Below are 16,675 nucleotides of genomic sequence, written 5' to 3'. Positions count from 1 at the left end.
TTGAGCACAGGAATATAAAGGATTGTTTTGTTTAAGGAAATGGTTTGCAGGTTAACCCGCTGAAGAGCCGATGGTTGTCCTCCAGCATCAATATCTCAGCGTCATTCCAAGTAGCAATGGATGCTTTGTTAATGATGTCATTTATTAAGGATCCTCTGAAAAATGGCCTATTTTCGCGCAGGACGTTGTTAGCCCCAGTCTCACATCCTCATTTACGTGAGTAAATTGCGATGTTGAGTGTGGGGCTTCCTCGCCTGCATCAATACTATTCCTATTTTTCAGAGGCCCCTTAACTTTATTCTGAGAGCCCGACTAACGTTAGTATCGATTGCTTTATGTGGCGCATTGTTTTTATCTGCACTTATAGTTTTAAGTTTTGTGTCTTTTGGGGGAAAAGTGACTGAGGGTTTCCTGTTTTTTTAATGCTTCATTGTTGTTATTGGTTTTCGTGTTAACTGTTTTTTTGGAGTGATTTTGAACCCAGCTTTTCCGGAAAGTTTATAGAGTAGGCACTCATTGAATAATTATGGGGGCTTTTTAATATTGACAGTCCGCTGATCAATACTACATACCTTTCCCTAAAAGGATATTCAGGCAGACAATCATATTTTATTGGTTTTAAATCATATAATGAATATCAGTGATTGTTTTTGTGCTGTTTAGTAAACCCGCTAAAGGCTCTTTGATAACGTTTAGCGGGCTGATGCAGTAACGGGAATTACTGTGCTGAACGGAATTTTTCAATTAACTGGGCAATAGAGCTGTCGTAGTTTTCCAGGTTACCGGATTCCAGCGCTGAATAAACGCCGTTGCCGAGGACTTTGCCGAGTTCTACACCCCACTGGTCGAAGGAATTGACTTCCCAGATTGCCCCTTGAACACAGACCTTGTGCTCGTACATGGCGATCAGGGCTCCCACGGTTTCGGGAGTGGCTTTCTCAAACAGAATGCTGTTACAGGGACGGTTGCCGGGAATGACTTTGTGTGGGGCAATTTCTTTGGCCCGGGTATCATCGATGCCTTTGGTTTTGAGTTCGGCGAGAACCTCTTCATAGGTTTTACCTTCCAGCATGGCCTGTTGCTGACCAAGATAATTGGCGAACAGTTGGGCATGATGGTCTGCTACCGGGTTGTGGCTCTTCAGCGGCATAATGAAATCTGCCGGGATCAGACGGGTTCCTTGATGCAGCAGCTGGTGATAAGCGTGCTGACCATTTGTACCGGTGCCACCCCAGATCACCGGACCCGTCTGCCAGTTGACAGCGGTACCCTCTGTTGTCACGGACTTGCCGTTTGACTCCATATCCACCTGTTGCAGATGGTTGGGCAGGTCTTTGAGGTATTCGTCATATGCCAGTACCGCATGGGATTCAGCCCCAAAAAAGTTGTGGTACCAGACTCCCAGCATGCCAAGAATAGCTGGTAGATTTTCAGCCAATGGCGCAGTGCGGAAGTGTTCGTCCATGGCATGGGCGCCAGACAGTAGTTTTTCGAAATTATCGAAACCGAGGACAATGGCTTGCGGCAGTCCGATGGCTGACCACAATGAATAACGTCCACCAACCCAATCCCACATTGGGAACATGTTTTCTTCGTCGATGCCAAACTCTGTTGCAGCCGGAATATTGGTGGAAACAGCGATAAAGTGATGTTTGACGTGTTCAGGTTTGCCACCACAATCATAGAACCATTGACGACAGGCCTGAGCATTTTTAAGGGTTTCAATTGTGCCAAATGATTTAGAGCAGACTACAAACAGGGTGGTTTCCGGATCCAGCCCTTTGACTGCTTCCGTGACATCGGTGCCATCGATATTAGCAATGTATTTGAGGTCGTAACCCTCCTGCCAATAGGGCTTCAATGCATCGGACACAACTTTCGGACCAAGAAATGAGCCACCTATGCCAATGTTGACGATGGTACGTAGTTTTTTACCGGTGTATCCAGCAAATTCGCCACTATCAACGGCTTCAGCAAATTTCTGCATTTTCGCCAGCGTGGCATTGACTTCGTCCATAACGTTCTGGCCGTCAACGGTAATAGCCCGATTGGATCGGTTACGTAATGCCACGTGGAGGACAGGACGATGTTCGGAACCGTTAAGGTAGGCCCCGGAGAACATTTGTTCGATCCGTTGTGGAACTCCCTGCTGTTGTGCGAGTTGCAGTAACAGTTCTATGGTCTCAGAGGTGATGCGGTTCTTTGAATAATCCAGAAAGATTCCGGCAGCTTCCAGAGAGAATCGTTTGCCGCGCTCTGCATCTTGTTGGAACAGCTCTTTGAGATGCACGGGTGCGACCGTTTTTTGATGGGCGACGAGGTTATCCCACGCCGGAGATTTATTTAACGCCATCTTGTTTTCCTTGGATTGCTAAGTGAACTGATGTCATTAAATTACAAAACAGCGGTGGGAGCCAGTCTGAAGATTTATGACTGCGCCCATCGCTGATTCAGATCATGCCTGGAAGTGTTGGATCAGGAGGATTTTACTGGGATGGAATTGCTGGTGTGGCTTACAGTATTGTCGGTGTTCAGGTACAGCATTCTGGGTTTGAAACCATCCAGATCTTTATCTTTCAGGTAGCCATAGGCACAAATGACAATGCGGTCCCCCACACGGGTTTTATGGGCATCGGCACTGTTGACTGAAATAATGTTGCTGCCTTCTTCACCACGAACGACATAGGTGATAAAACGCTTTCCACTTTCCAGGTTATAAATATGTACCTGTTCGTATTCCCTGAGTCCGGCCATGTCCAGCAGATTGCCATCAATCGCGCAAGCACCTTCCTGGTCTGTCATGGAATGGGTGACTCTTGCCTGATGTAATTTGGCTTTCAACATACAATGTAACATCGTTATAAACCCTAATACACTATGGTTTTATGGCTTGAGAATGGTGATCAGATATAGAGCCCATTCTTCGGTAGAAATTTGTCAGGTTACAGCAGGGGCAATCGTCGCATGTTCTCCATAATGCCTCGCCCGGGTCCTTTCGATATCGCCCTCAGCAATTTTTGAACTGACAACCGGGCTGTATCACAGAACTGTCACTGCCCGGTCATGCGGTTGTCAAAATCACGCGCGGCGGAGTATGAACCAATTTGCATTTCAAAGCCAATTGATCTTTCCGTCACAGATTTGTATCTATTCTTCTGTTATCTGCATGCTGTTTTGGCTGAAGTGAATGTTATCAATCAACCGGGCTTTGCCAAGATAGGCTGCAGCCAGAATCACCAGATCCGGGTCATCAGTATTCGCGGGTTCAAGGTCATGCTGCCGGCAGATACTGAAATAGTCAGGTGTCATGCCTGCTGCAGACAGCCGTACCTTCGCCTGTTTGATCAGGGTCGACCAATCCAGCTCACCCGTTAAAATGGCATGTCGGGTATCCTGCAGCACTTGGTAGAGGGTCGGTGCAACTTCGCGTTCCTCTGATGTCAGATAATTATTGCGCGAACTGTGAGCCAGCCCATCATCGGCACGTCCGGTGTCTACGCCCACCATTTCTATCGGCATCATCAGTTCTTCCACCATCATTTTGATAATCGTGAACTGCTGAAAATCTTTCAGCCCGAAAACGGCATAATCGGGTTGTACCAGATTGAAAAATTTGGCGACCACGGTGGTGACACCGTTAAAGTGAATGGGGCGTGAAGCACCGCAATGAAGGGTGGAAATGTGATTGGTAATGACTCTGACCAGATCCGGGGCGGGATACATTTCTTTGCTGTTTGGTGTAAACAGCAGGTCGCAGCCTTCAGCAATCAATTTCTTTTTATCTTCTTCGAGCGTGCGTGGGTAAGCATCAAGATCTTCGTTTTCACCGAATTGGGTCGGATTGACGAAAATGGAGCTGACCACGATATCGGCTTTTTCTCTCGCCGTTTTGACCAGGCGCATGTGGCCGGAGTGCAGATTTCCCATAGTGGGGACAAGTGCGATGGTTTTATGCGCTTGTTTAAATTCTCGGATAAGCGCTCTAAGTTCGGTGATGGAGGCAACTGTTTTCATGATTCAAACCAATGTTCGGGAGCGGGATAAAGACCTTCTTTGACTTCTTTTACGAACAACTCCATGGCCGGCACAATATGGCCGGTCAGGGCCAGATAATCTTTCACAAACCTGGCTTTATGACTGAGATTCATTCCCAGCATATCGGCGCTGACCAGCACCTGTGCATCAGTATCCGGACCAGCACCGATGCCAATGACCGGAATACCTGCCTGTGCGGTGATCGCCTGGGCCAGTGGTTTGGGAACACATTCCAGTAACAGGAAATCCGCACCAGCTTGTTCAATGGCTTTGGCATCGTTAAGCATTCTGGTGCTGGCATCTTCGCCCCGGCCCTGGACCCGATAACCTCCGAACTTATTGACGGACTGCGGGGTCAGGCCCATATGCACACAGGTGGGGACACCATTCTGAGCCAGTCTGTAGACCGTTTCTGTCAGCCATTCACCACCTTCCAGTTTGATCATTTCGGCACCTGCCTGCATCACTCTGCCACTGTTGATTAATGCAGTCTCGGTATTCTGATAAGACATGAATGGCAGGTCGCTCAGAATGAAAGCCGTTGAATTGGCACGGGCAACAGCCTGAGTGTGGTAGATAATATCGTCTACGGTGACTGGCAGAGTAGACTGGTGTCCTTGAATGACCATACCCAGAGAATCACCAACCAAAATACTTTCCACGCCGGCGGCGTTAATCAGGCTGGTCATGGTGGCATCATAAGACGTCAAACAGGTGAATTTACCGCCTTCCGCCACAAGTTTGTTGAGGGATGTGAGCGTCTGTTTCTTCATGGAATTGCCCGGATTTTAAAAAAGCGCCTATGGTGTCAGCTCACCCGCTGATGTCAATGCGTGGGCACTTGTCGAGGGTCATTTAATTCGGAAAATGCCTGTCTGATTAATTGACTCTGCTCTGCTGCTGACTTGCTCGCCGGCAATCATCAGTTGTGGAGCAATCTCCGCCAGCGGTAACAGAACAAAGTTACGAAACGTTATCTGTGGATGAGGAATCGTCAATCGTTCCGTTTGGACTTCCTGGTCGCCATAGATGAGGATGTCCAGATCCAGGGTACGTTCACCCCAATGCCGGGTCTTGATACGATGATGACTCCGTTCAATACTTTGCAACCAGTCTAATAAGGGATGGGGGGCAAGAAGGGTGCTGATTTGACAAACAGCATTGATGTAATCCGGTTGGTCCTGAGGACCAAGTGGTTTGGATGACCACAACGAAGAACAGACCACCAGTTGCGTATGGTCTGTAGCGTCCAACTCTCCCAGGGCGATCTCAATCTGGGCAGCAGGATCATCCAGGTTGCTGCCCAAGGCAATGTAACAGGTTGTCGTCATAGCGGATTCAGAAAGACGGTCTCTTGCGTCGGTGACGAGGAGGCCGGCCTGAACCAGGCTCTTTTCTAACGGGTACCTGTTTCTTGCTGATGATCTCCTGTGCTGCAGGATCGGACTGCTGAAACTCTGTCCACCACGGGCCAAGACCTTCGGTGTTTTCTCCGGCTTCTTCTCTTAATAACAGAAAATCATACGCGGCCCTAAATCTGGGGTGTTCGAGCACTGCCAGTGCTCTGGCTCTCTGCTTCCGGGGTAGCCGCAACTGTAATTCCCAGATTTCGCGCATGGGAATCGAGAATCGTTTGGGAATAGCCGTAGTTTTGTTTTGTTCTCCAGTAATGTGTTGGCTGGCTTTGTGTAAAGCGACCGAAGGAGGTGTACCGTTGTTTTTGAGTTGTTGAAACTGCTCATTGGTGGCTGGCCACAACAGTGCGGCATATAAAAAGGCCGGTGTGACCGGTTTGCCTTGTAGTACCCGTTGGTCGGTATTGAGCAGGGCCTGTTCGATGAAGCGTGTATAAAAGCCGGACTCATCCTGTTGCAGACTCTGTTCTGTTGCTGGCAGGAGTGCTTTGAGTAGCCCGAGTTCTCTAAGTTTGCGGAACGAGGCCAGCGCATGACCGGATACAAACAGTTTTAATGTTTCATCAAACAACCGTGCAGGTGCAACATTATGCAACAGTTCTGACAACGCAGGGATTTTGCTGGCAGTCTGAGGCTCAAGCTCAAACTCTAGTTTTGCCGCAAACCGGGCCGCCCGTAACATTCTGACAGGGTCCTCGCGATAGCGGATTTCCGGGTTGCCGATAATTCTCAATGTTTTGGACTGGATGTCTGTAATGCCCTGATTAAACACTTTGAGGGAAAAATCCTCGACGCTGTAATAAAAAGCATTAACCGTGAAATCCCGACGCAGGGCGTCTTCTTCCATTGTGCCGTAGACATTGTCACGCACCAGCATGCCATGCTCGCTCTTAGCGGCCACCGCATGTTTGGGATGGAGTTCTTCCTGGCTTTCTGCGCTGTCGTGACCTGCCCGGAAAGTGGTTACTTCAATAATTTCCCGGCCAAATGATACATGGACGATTTTGAAGCGCCTGCCAATCACCCGTGAGTTTTTAAACAGGTGTTTAACCTCTTCAGGCGTGGCGTTGGTGGCGACATCAAAGTCCTTGGGCTTTTTGTGCAGCATCAGATCCCGTACACACCCGCCCACCAGATAAGCCTGATGATTGGCATTTTTAAGCCGATACAGAACTTTAAGGGCATTTGGGCTGATATCTTTTCGGGAGATCGTGTGTTGGTCCCTGGGAATGCTGACAAGCCCTAACTTTGGCTCAGGTCGGGTAAATATTTTCAGTAGTCTGTCAATCAAGAAAGTGAATTCCGTAGCTTAATCCATGCGGAAGTGTAACGTAGTAGATTGAACTTTTGGAATGCGTTTATTCAAATACAGTCATGCAAATACGACAAAGCCGACTTTCGTCGGCTTTTTAGCAGTATCTAGTGCGACCCATCTGCTTGTTATTCTTGTTATTAAGCAGTGTCCATAGCTTCTTATTTTTGTTTTTAGGCGAAGCTCCCCAGTACTTGTTCTGCTGTTCTTTTTGTTTTTGGATAGAGAACGTTTCCTGTATGTCTTATAAAGAGCAGAAGGTGTGCCAGAAAATAAAAATCCTTTTAAAACATATAGTTATGATCATTTGATTGTTTTTTGTACAGGGTTTGTCAAGACTATTCGTTACCATGTGTGCCATCCTTGTTACCGTTTTTCCCTGACTGCGTAACAGTCCATTTTGGGCACGCGACCGACCTTTAATTTATTGCTTTATATGAGTCGTGGATTTTATTTTGTGCGGGATGTTTGAAGGTCAATATAGGTTAGGGAAATAATTGGTACCGATCAGAATCAAAAATAAAATTTTGTATTGGAAAGCACAGTGCAGTGATTTGGAAATATAGTGGAGATAATCAGAAGGAGAGAGTCTTAATAAAAACGCGCGCCCTTATTCTTGTTTTTGTGACGGGCGCCTATGTTTTATTCTTAGCCGATTTTATTTTTGTTTTCCGGCTTTGTTTATCATTGTTGCGCCCAGATATTAGCAGTAGCCGTGCCAAAAATAAAAAACCCTTATAAATCAATTAGTTACAAAAAAATCAAGTTTTTGATCTGAGATAAATTCTGGTGTGTTACGTAAAGACGGGTAAAAGGGTAACAAATTAGGGGACGTAGGTAACAAATCTCGAAAACATCGGCTAATTGTTCAGTATTGATTAATTTTGATGCAGTTCTGAATATTTGATACAGATCAGTGAAAGTTCCAATCGGTACTTGGAGGAAGCATTGAAGCGGGTAACGGAGGTCAGATAACCCTGTCTGGCAACAGAAATAGGTTAATTCAAATTGAGTATCAGCCTGATCATAAGATGAGATATTCAGGCTGTTGGTAAGTTTTTAAGCGTTCAGCCGTTTCCGGCCTGTTGTTGGGCCGACAGGTTGGCAGTACCTTTTTTGGGGCGTGGAATACCCAGGCGCTGGCGTCGTTCCCACAGGCATTTACGGCTGATTCCCAGTTTTTGGGCCAGTTCCGTTTCGCTCATGGATTCCTGGTGTTCAATGACAAAGTGCTGAAAATAATCTTCCAGTGAGAGATCATCAAAGCCACTGTCAGATGATTCTACGGATTGGTTTTCTATAACAGGGGGCGATGGAGCTTTGGCCGAGACATTCACAAGGGTCTCGGGAATACGGAAATCGTCTTCTTCTATGCCCAACAGGTCGGCATTGATTTCATTGCTTTCCGCCAGAATCAGAGCCCTCTGGACAGCGTTCTCAAGCTCCCGAACATTACCCGGCCACGAATACACTGTCATGGCTTCTTCAGCTTTTTTGGAAAAATGGATGTCTTGGTTCAGTTTCAGCCGTTCTTTGTGCTTGATGAGCAGACTTCTGCCAATTTCCAGAATATCCTTACCCCGTTCCCGCAATGGCGGCAGGGTGATTTCAATCACTTGTAACCGGTAGTACAAATCTTCACGAAAGCGTCCCTCTTTTACCAGTTGCCGTAGATTACGGTGCGTTGCAGCCACTAGCCGGACGTTGACCTTTTTGGCATGCACCGATCCCACCCGTCTAACCTCATTTTCCTGCAACACCCGCAGCAGTCTGGCCTGAGCTTCCATGGGCAATTCACCAATCTCATCCAGAAACAGTGTGCCGTCTTCCGCGGCTTCAACCAGCCCCTGGCGGGCTGCACTGGCACCGGTAAACGCTCCTTTTTCGTGACCAAACAGTTCGGATTCGATCAGACTCTCTGGAATAGCGGCGCAGTTGACGCTGACCAGTGGTGCATCGGCGCGGGTACTGTTGCTGTGGATGGCTTTGGCAGCCAGTTCTTTACCGGTTCCCGATTCTCCATGTATCAGCACGGTAATATCAGCAGGAGCGACTTTTAGAAGTCGGGTATAAAGCTTTTTCATCGCCGGGCAAGAGCCAACCATCTCGCCCAGACCGGTCATTTTGGTGTGGTTGCTTTCGCTGAAGGATTCCTTGGTCTGTACGGTGTCGCGGTGGTCTTTTTTAACGATTCGTTCAACGGTTCGAATCATCTCATCATGGTCGAAGGGTTTGGCGATGTAATCCACAGCCCCCATTTTCATCGCATCTACGGCTGATTTCATGCTGGCGTAGCTGGTCATAATCAGCACAGGTACATCGGGTGCCATGTCAATCAGGTCGGTCCCCTGTGCCTCCGGTAACCTCAGATCACTGATGATCAGATCGAACGAGTCCAGTGGATATTGAGTTGCTTCGTGTACAGACCCTGCTTCTGTAACCCGGTAGTCATGGCGCTCTAACAGTCTTCTCAGTGCTCCGCGGATGATAATTTCATCTTCGACTACCAGTATATGACTCATAATTGCTCCTCTGGATTAGAAGGCCTGTTGGCTTTTGGGAGGGTGATTATAACGCTTGTACCGATCCCTTCCACTTTAAACGCAGGGCTTTCGACCTGAATCTGCCCATAATGTTCTTCAACAATGCTATACGCAATCCATAAACCCAGGCCTGTGCCCTTGCCAACATCCTTGGTGGTAAAAAAAGGTTCGAAAATGTGGTCGAGGTGCTCGGGATTGATGCCGCTGCCACGATCCAGCACTTCAACGGTAACAAAATGGTTATTTTCAGGCTCGTGCAGATTCACCGCTACATAAGAGCCAGGTTCGCTGGCATCGCGGGCGTTGTTGAGGAGATTGATGAATACCTGTGACAGACGATGAGGGTCGCAGATGACTTCCACATGTTGTGGCACATTGTTGATAAATTCCACGTCCCGGCTTTTTTTCGACAGTTCCAGCAGTTTGATTGCCTCATGTACGATCATGTAAAGGGAGTGGGCGATGTGTTCGCTTTTCCCCGTCGTAGAGCCGGCGTGAGCATAGTTCACCAGGCTTTGGACGATCTGAGTGACACGCCGGGTCTGCTCACGGATATGTTCAGCAGCCTCTTTTACCATGGGAGAGTCACTTTCATAGAGTAGATCCTGGGCCAGGCAGTCAATGCCGGTAACCGGGTTGCCGATTTCGTGGGCAACTCCAGCGGCCAGGCTGCCGATGGAGGCCAGACGTTCGGTATGAACCAGTTCATCTTCGAGCATCTGAATTTCGGTCTGATCCTCGACCAGGATCACGGTGCCTTCGGACAGGGTTTTTTTGCCCTGGGGTAATGATGCTTTATGTAGGTTGTACCAACGTTTGCGCGAGCCGATCACCAGTTCCTTTTTATATGCATGGGTACTGAGCCCCTGCATGAACCGGCTTAGCAGGGTCTGCCATTGTGAGGGTAGAGAATTGAGATGGGAACCGACAATATCCTCTGCCTCGACCCCTGTGATCTCTGTCATGATTGGGTTCCACATCAGCACTTCTGTATCGCTGCCGATGGAGCAGACTCCGACCGGCAGATTTTCAAGGGTCTGCCGGTGGTAACGGCGCAGATTATCCAGTTCCGCTGCCAGACCCGTCAGCTGGGTGTGATAGCCCTCAAGCTGGCTTTCGATCAGGTTGATGTCCTCTTTACCAAACTCATCGTCACTGGCATATGGCAGGTAGCGTTGGACGATGGTCTGCGCGACTGATGGCCCCATCAGGCCAGACAGGTTGGTCTCTATGCGGTCCCGCATACGGCGCAGGGCGAAGGGTCGATATTCGCCGACCGGCAAACTCAGTTCCTTGAGTACCCGGTTAACCTCGCGCTCAGCGCTGACTTTTCCCAGGGCGGTGGAGAGTGCTTCGGTAATCTGATCAGAACTGCGGGCGACCAGTTGCCGGCGTTTGGTATCCGCCAATGCGTCCTGAGAACAGGCGCGGGCGGCCTTCTTTTCTTCTTCAGAGGTTTCGGTAAACCATGAAACCACCAGAAACAGCACCAGATTGATGCTAATGGAAATGGACGTGGCATAGGCCCAGGCTGATTCGCTGAGGGCAAAACGCAACGGTAGCCGATAGGTAAGTGAAAATGAATCCACCAGCAGGGGATAAAAGATACTGGTAAACCAGATCAGCATGCCTGCTGCCAGACCAGTGAGAAAGCCTTTACGGTTGGCCCGGCTCCAAAACACCGTGCCAATGATGCCGGGTAGAAACTGTAATACTCCGACAAAACTGGCAATACCCAGGGAGCTTAGATTATGAATCTGTCCGAGCAGCATGTAGACCAGATAAGCGGCCAAAATAATGGTGACAATCAGGCCTCGTCGGGTCCATAACAGCCAGTGATAAATGTCCTCGTCGCCTTTGGGGGTGTGAATGGGCAGAATGACATGATTCAGTGTCATCGAAGCCATCGCCAGAGTGGCAACGATGAGCAGGCCAGAGGCGGCAGAAACACCTCCCAGATAGGCCAGGATGGTGATGAGCGGTGATTCCAGTCCCAGACCCAGCGCCAGGGAATAAAACTCCGGATTCGTAGGTTGACCCAGATACATGCCGGCCCACATGATCGGTAATACAGGTAATGCCATCAGAAACAGGTAAATGGGAACCGCCCAGGTTGCATAGCGAAGATGGGCTGGATTACGGTTTTCCCGAAACAGGGCCTGAAACAGGTGGGGCATGGTGAGTGGTGCGAAGATAAACAGCAGAGACATCAGCATCCAGGTCTGAATAGGCATGGTATTGAGGCGATTACGCAGAATGAATCCGGGACCGTTGAGCCATTGCTCTAGTTTTTCCGGTGTCTCAAACACATAGAACACCGCCACAATTCCGAGACCGACAAACATCAGCAATTTAAAAAATGATTCAAAGGCGATGGCAAAAATCAGCGAACGATGGCGTTCCCGCGGATGAATCTGGCGGGCTCCATATAATGTGGTGAAGGCGATCATCATGGCACAGAACGCCAGGCCAACGGGTGCGGCATTGGTGTCGGGGGCGAGGATAACCGTGGCATCAGTAATGGCCTGAATTTGCAATGCCAGTAACGGCAGAATAGCCAGTAGCATACAAATCGTGGTGGCTGTGCCAGCCCAGCGGCTGCGATAGCGAAAGGCAAATACATCGGCCAAAGAACCGAGAGAATGATTTTTGGTGATTTTTAAAAACGGTTTGAGCAGGAAGGGATACAGCAGGAAAGCTGCCGACAACCCCATGTAATAGGTAAGGAAGCCATACCCGTATTCGTAGGCCAGGCCGGTAGTGCCAAAGTATGCCCAGGCTGAGCAGTAAACCCCGATCGATAGCACATACACCAGCGGGTGTCGGGCCCATTCCCGGGCAATCCATTCTTTTTCAACCACATAAGCCAGTAGAAACAGCAGTAGTAGATATCCAAAGCCAATGGCAAACAGCAGACTCAGGCTGAACGTCATTGTGAGTTTTCCTCCGGTAGAAAGAGGAAAAAGGTAATACAGATCAACCCAAACCAGATGATAAACGGGTTAAACCAGGGGTCAGCCGTTTCCGGCAGTAATGCCGGCGATACCAGATAAACGAAGAACGAGATAATCGCCAGGATACGAAGCAGGAACATAAATTTCTCAACCAGGGTTTGAGAAGCGATTCTAATAACTGTTGTGGCAGATAAAAAGTATTAGCGCAGATTCGCTCAACTTGTCGCTATGCAGAAGCGCCAATATAACGCCGCCGCATAGGTTTAAATTGTCCTGAGATAACCGTTTGCTCCAGGTGCCCATAATCAGGGTGGTTAGCGGTTTCATCTGATCAATCAATACCTCAAGAAAAATAGCTTGTAAGGTGGGCCGGGGGACTATCGTCGATGTCAGTATTATAAGTGACCCGGATTCTACTAAACGCAAGCCGCAGCAACGTGATCCATAGATGTATCAGGTGAGAAAGGGCTTCGGTATAAAGGCCGATATTGATGTCGTTAGTAACACCACGTTGATTCACTCCGCTGTCAGTCCGCCATTCCCGGTGATCTGCGGCACGAAAATGAGCGCGAAGTCTGGGGGGATTCGACTCAGGCTGGTCAGGGCGAAGTGATTACTTGCCATGTACGGATGGTGACAGACTTCACCGATAAGAATGGCAGTCGTTACGTAACAGGGAGAGACAGAGCGTGCGCCAAAAACCGAAGTAAGTCGAATGTGCGTGCTAAACTTGAATACCTTTGGGGTGCCATAAATAACCGGTTTGGCTTTGCCAGAAGTGCGGTGCAAGGGATTGGGCAAAAATGCCCAGCATTTATTTGTATCCTGTGCACTGGTGAATCTGTTTATGACTTAAAAGGTGTTATTGTGGCAACAGTATTTATGAATGCGTGTGTAGTACGCCTGTTATGCGCCTATCAGACCTTCCTTCGCTTTCAATAGCTTTTTTCCATTTCTTGCCATGCATTGACATAAAATTGCCGCCCAACTTCCAAACAAGTGTTTTGCTGCCGTTCGCAGTTGATAAATATGCGCCAGGCTTAAAGTATTTTTGCCAAGAAATAATCCACCCTGCTCCAACCGACTGTCTGTTGTCTACCGGTCCTGAAATGTTCGAAATTCAAGAGAGCTTGGTGCCGTGAAATAATAGTAGTCGTCATCTTCTGCTTCCAATACGTACTCCCCTTCGGGAAACAGTATTCCATGTGAGCGATTAAAGTCATACCAAACCATCGAATCGATTAGCGTGACATTTTTGTTGGTATCTTGTTTTAACTGAACGTTTCTCACTTCATCTGTTATTGGGCCTATGGTTAAGGCACCGCAGTAAACTAAACATTAGAAATAAAATCAGTATATTTCTCATAACTTTCTCGTAAAACTAACGGCTGTAACACGTGTGATGATCAGAGTCACCTCGGCGCCAACGTTAAGCAGTCTTGCCCATCTCGAACACCTGTAATTTCGCTTTTCTTTATTGCTTTTATGGATAATCGGTACTGAGGGTTTTCAGGATATCTTGCACTATAGATAGAAGGATATCGATTTTGATTATGCGTTAGTTGAGCCGGTGCATATCTCTTATCTACAGTTCTTAACCACTTTTCATGAGAGCCAGTTTCGAACCAAAACCGATAAAAACCGCTCCTGTGATAGAGTTTAGCCATTTCTTAAAACGAACTGAGTTTGTTACGTATTTAACTCGGTTTAGTATTAAAACCATAGAAGAGAACCACAGTAGATTCACCAGCGCATGTGCCGTTACCAGTACATATAAATTTATGGGGTCTTCATTCACAGGAATAAACTGTGGAAACGCGGCCAAATAAAACAATGAAACTTTCGGGTTAAGCATATTTGTCAGAAAACCCTCGAAGAAGGCTTTAAGGATTGGCACGCCAACTAATCTATTCTCTGTCGATTGATGGATTTCAGTTGGATGACCACTTTTAATGGCTGCATACATTGCTTTAATACCGATCCAAATTAGATAGGCTGCACCGAGTAGTTTGATAATTAAAAAAGCTTGAGCGGACTGAACAAGCAGTAACGAAATACCCAGCATTGATAGGGTGCCATGTACATAAAATGCACAAACGAACCCACCAACATTGGCAAAACCCACCTTTTTGCCAAACAAGGGAACATTTTTGGCGATGAGAAGACCATTCGGGCCGGGAGATATAACAAGCAAAGATGCCACGGCCATAAAAGCCAGAATATTACCGATATCCATATTTTCTCCGTTATAAATTGGGAGGGGCATTGGTGTCAGCTAATGCCTGGCATAACATCCAATATTTTTTACTTAGTCTGACAATGAGGCTTGTGTCGCCATATCATTATCTGGCCCCGGTTTCGCTTTTTACGTAATGAAGCTCTCAGGTGCCGGGCGGTTAGATGTTACTAACCGTGCTCTCATTTTGAACATGAAAGGCTAATGATGGCAATAGTTTATAGCTCTGTTTGACTCTAAAGAGCCAACCTGTAATGGGGTGATATAGCGGCACCCGGATATCCGGGTGCCGGTTCAGGTGCAGGATTATTTAATCCAATATTTGCCCCAATGAGATTTGTCGTAGCTGACTGAGGACTTCCGCATCAGGCTCTGAGCGTTGAGGTCCGGTAGTTCTGAGTCGTCAATTTCTTCATCAATGGCGCTGGTACTGTTAGCCAATACGGCAGTGACGTAGGCAATGGCATCGGCGTTGATTTCCAGCGCGCGCTGATCCAGGTTGGTAATATCGTCACAGAAGCGATGGTAGCAGGCGTCAAATGCGAGTCCGGCTTCGCCACCATAACGTACAGCCTGTTCGTCTGTTTTAATTTCTTCAGCACCGGTAAACAGGCCACCGAATGCAATGCCTTCTTCGAAAAACTGCGCATAGTCAGAACGGAAGCTGATTTCACTGCCTTCGAATGGCAGACCGCGAATATCGAAGTATTGTTCGAACAACGCTTCTGTTGCCGCTGATCCTGGAGGTCCTTCAAGCTCAAAGGTTGAACCATCGCCATCATAGATACCATAGTAAGCATTCGGTGAACCGATCATGTCGAAGTTCAGATACACTTTGATTTTTGCCAGCTCTTCAGGCTCCAGGCCCAGTACATATTGGGTGGATCCCACCAGGCCAGCTTCTTCTGCTCCCCACCAGGCATAACGGATTTTGTTTTTGGTGCGGGCATTTTTCAGCAATAATGCCATTTCCAAAATGCCGGCACTGCCGCTGCCGTTGTCATTAATACCGGGTCCTTCAAACACGGAATCCAGGTGAGCCCCAAGCATGACGACATTTTCATCATTGCCCCATCTGCTCTCGGCAATCACGTTATTCACGGATCTCATTTCACGTAATACATCGGCCACCATCCTGAGTTCCAGGTCCTCAGTTTCTGACCATGTTACGCCATTGTCATAGGTTGCGAAAAAGACCGGTATGCCACCGCTGTAGTCAGCACCCAGAGTGGCGCTTATTAGTCCGGTACGATCATCGCTGTCGCCCTGGTTAAAAATAATTGCGCCAATTGCACCGGCCGCTGCCGCATTTTCGGCTTTTTGCTGGAATGTACAACTACCGCGCTGGACCAGCGCGATAGCGCCCGGCTCAAATCCTTCAAAATCTTCGGTTTCACAGCCACTGGTTGAGGCATTTCCTTCTCCCAGTTCAAGGTCTACAGCAACCACCGGACCGGATACATCTCCAGGTTCGGTCTGCGACAGATAACCGAAATCCTCATCCCAGACATATTCAATTGCTTCTGGTGCCAGTGAACTCAGTGCTCCATCGGCATTCTCGTAGAAGGCATTGAAATCAAAGGGTGACAACGTTACATCATAGCCAACCGCCGAAAGGGTATCGGTAATATAACTGACCGAGCTGCTATAACCCGGTAGTCCAGCAGCACGGGTGCCATCGTTGGCGTCGGCAATATTTTGCAATTGTTGCAGGTGATAGGTCACATTATCGGCCTGCATACAATGAGGCAGGAACAGAGGAGATGCCATGGGGATGAAACGACATTGCCATGGCGGCAGGTCATTGTCGCTCCAGTATTTATCGATAAATGTTGAAAAACGCTGTTGATGGGATCCACCCGCCATTGCCTGTGTCGAAAGCAACAGCGAACCTGTCAAGAGTACTCCTGCTACTTGTAGTATCTTGCTTTGCATAGTGTTTCCTTTGTGTTGATACAGTGATGAACCCTGAAGTGTCAGGGTTGCCGAATCCTTTTTTGTACTGCAACCGACCAAAATAGGACTTCAGCAGTTTAAAGAGGCGCTTAAGGAGCGCCAATGGCACAAAGCCGGCAACTGTGAATCAGTTCAATATAGGGAGATGAAAGTGCATGACAGAAGGGTTTTAAGGGCTAATAAATTAGTATGAGAACTAAAAAAGTGCATACTTTATGGTAAAA

General features: G+C 47.9%; 12 protein-coding genes. All 12 read right to left on the bottom strand.

All coding sequences use genetic code 11. From position 1 onward, the window contains the following. Positions 1-718 precede the first annotated feature (718 nt). A complete protein-coding gene (gene pgi / locus ACQY6I_RS03995) occupies positions 719-2,353 on the bottom strand; it encodes a glucose-6-phosphate isomerase (RefSeq protein ID WP_428240180.1) in 1,635 nt (544 codons plus the stop codon). A 122-nt stretch (positions 2,354-2,475) separates the two neighbouring features. Further along, positions 2,476-2,856: an aspartate 1-decarboxylase gene (gene panD / locus ACQY6I_RS03990; protein ID WP_044619035.1), complete on the bottom strand. Its 381-nt coding sequence runs from the start codon at positions 2,854-2,856 to the stop codon at positions 2,476-2,478. Positions 2,857-3,147: 291 nt separating this feature from the next. Next, positions 3,148-4,014 (bottom strand): pantoate--beta-alanine ligase, encoded by an 867-nt coding sequence (panC, locus tag ACQY6I_RS03985; RefSeq protein ID WP_428240179.1) that lies wholly within the window; start codon positions 4,012-4,014, stop codon positions 3,148-3,150. Further along, a complete protein-coding gene (panB, locus tag ACQY6I_RS03980) occupies positions 4,011-4,808 on the bottom strand; it encodes a 3-methyl-2-oxobutanoate hydroxymethyltransferase (protein ID WP_428240178.1) in 798 nt (265 codons plus the stop codon). The genes panC and panB overlap by 4 nt, the downstream gene beginning before the upstream one ends. Positions 4,809-4,886: 78 nt before the next feature. Continuing rightward, positions 4,887-5,366, bottom strand: coding sequence for a 2-amino-4-hydroxy-6-hydroxymethyldihydropteridine diphosphokinase (gene folK, locus ACQY6I_RS03975; RefSeq protein WP_428240177.1), 480 nt, complete (start codon positions 5,364-5,366; stop codon positions 4,887-4,889). 7 nt (positions 5,367-5,373) lie between these two features. After that, positions 5,374-6,741, bottom strand: a complete 1,368-nt coding sequence (gene pcnB / locus ACQY6I_RS03970; RefSeq protein ID WP_428240176.1) for a polynucleotide adenylyltransferase PcnB — start codon at positions 6,739-6,741, stop codon at positions 5,374-5,376. Positions 6,742-7,829: 1,088 nt separating this feature from the next. Further along, a complete protein-coding gene (locus ACQY6I_RS03965) occupies positions 7,830-9,284 on the bottom strand; it encodes a sigma-54-dependent transcriptional regulator (protein WP_428240175.1) in 1,455 nt (484 codons plus the stop codon). After that, positions 9,281-12,238 (bottom strand): sensor histidine kinase, encoded by a 2,958-nt coding sequence (locus ACQY6I_RS03960; protein WP_428240174.1) that lies wholly within the window; start codon positions 12,236-12,238, stop codon positions 9,281-9,283. The genes ACQY6I_RS03965 and ACQY6I_RS03960 overlap by 4 nt, the downstream gene beginning before the upstream one ends. Next, on the bottom strand, positions 12,235-12,399 hold the full coding sequence (locus ACQY6I_RS03955) for a hypothetical protein (protein ID WP_428240173.1): 165 nt from the start codon (positions 12,397-12,399) through the stop codon (positions 12,235-12,237). Before ACQY6I_RS03955 ends, ACQY6I_RS03960 begins: the two co-directional genes overlap by 4 nt. Positions 12,400-13,354: 955 nt before the next feature. Next, positions 13,355-13,549: a hypothetical protein gene (locus tag ACQY6I_RS03950; RefSeq protein ID WP_428240172.1), complete on the bottom strand. Its 195-nt coding sequence runs from the start codon at positions 13,547-13,549 to the stop codon at positions 13,355-13,357. Between the two features lie 304 nt (positions 13,550-13,853). After that, on the bottom strand, positions 13,854-14,495 hold the full coding sequence (locus ACQY6I_RS03945) for a LysE family translocator (protein WP_428240171.1): 642 nt from the start codon (positions 14,493-14,495) through the stop codon (positions 13,854-13,856). A 306-nt stretch (positions 14,496-14,801) separates the two neighbouring features. After that, entirely contained in the window at positions 14,802-16,430 is a 1,629-nt protein-coding gene (locus ACQY6I_RS03940; protein ID WP_428240170.1) for a M28 family metallopeptidase, read from the bottom strand. Between the last annotated feature and the right edge of the window lie 245 nt (positions 16,431-16,675).

The sequence above is a fragment of the Gynuella sp. genome (genome assembly GCF_050297175.1).
GTDB lineage: Bacteria > Pseudomonadota > Gammaproteobacteria > Pseudomonadales > Natronospirillaceae > Gynuella.
Note: the sequence above shows the minus strand (reverse complement) of the source record. Positions and strands in the feature narration are given on the sequence as shown.

Excerpts from the sequence above, each read along its gene's own strand:
- pgi (WP_428240180.1), bottom strand. The coding sequence starts at position 2,353 with ATGGCGTTAAATAAATCTCCGGCGTGGGATAACCTCGTCGCCCATCAA.
- panD (WP_044619035.1), bottom strand. The coding sequence starts at position 2,856 with ATGTTACATTGTATGTTGAAAGCCAAATTACATCAGGCAAGAGTCACC.
- panC (WP_428240179.1), bottom strand. The coding sequence starts at position 4,014 with ATGAAAACAGTTGCCTCCATCACCGAACTTAGAGCGCTTATCCGAGAA.
- panB (WP_428240178.1), bottom strand. The coding sequence starts at position 4,808 with ATGAAGAAACAGACGCTCACATCCCTCAACAAACTTGTGGCGGAAGGC.
- folK (WP_428240177.1), bottom strand. The coding sequence starts at position 5,366 with ATGACGACAACCTGTTACATTGCCTTGGGCAGCAACCTGGATGATCCT.
- ACQY6I_RS03965 (WP_428240175.1), bottom strand. The coding sequence starts at position 9,284 with ATGAGTCATATACTGGTAGTCGAAGATGAAATTATCATCCGCGGAGCA.
- ACQY6I_RS03960 (WP_428240174.1), bottom strand. The coding sequence starts at position 12,238 with ATGACGTTCAGCCTGAGTCTGCTGTTTGCCATTGGCTTTGGATATCTA.
- ACQY6I_RS03955 (WP_428240173.1), bottom strand. The coding sequence starts at position 12,399 with ATGTTCCTGCTTCGTATCCTGGCGATTATCTCGTTCTTCGTTTATCTG.
- ACQY6I_RS03945 (WP_428240171.1), bottom strand. The coding sequence starts at position 14,495 with ATGGATATCGGTAATATTCTGGCTTTTATGGCCGTGGCATCTTTGCTT.
- ACQY6I_RS03940 (WP_428240170.1), bottom strand. The coding sequence starts at position 16,430 with ATGCAAAGCAAGATACTACAAGTAGCAGGAGTACTCTTGACAGGTTCG.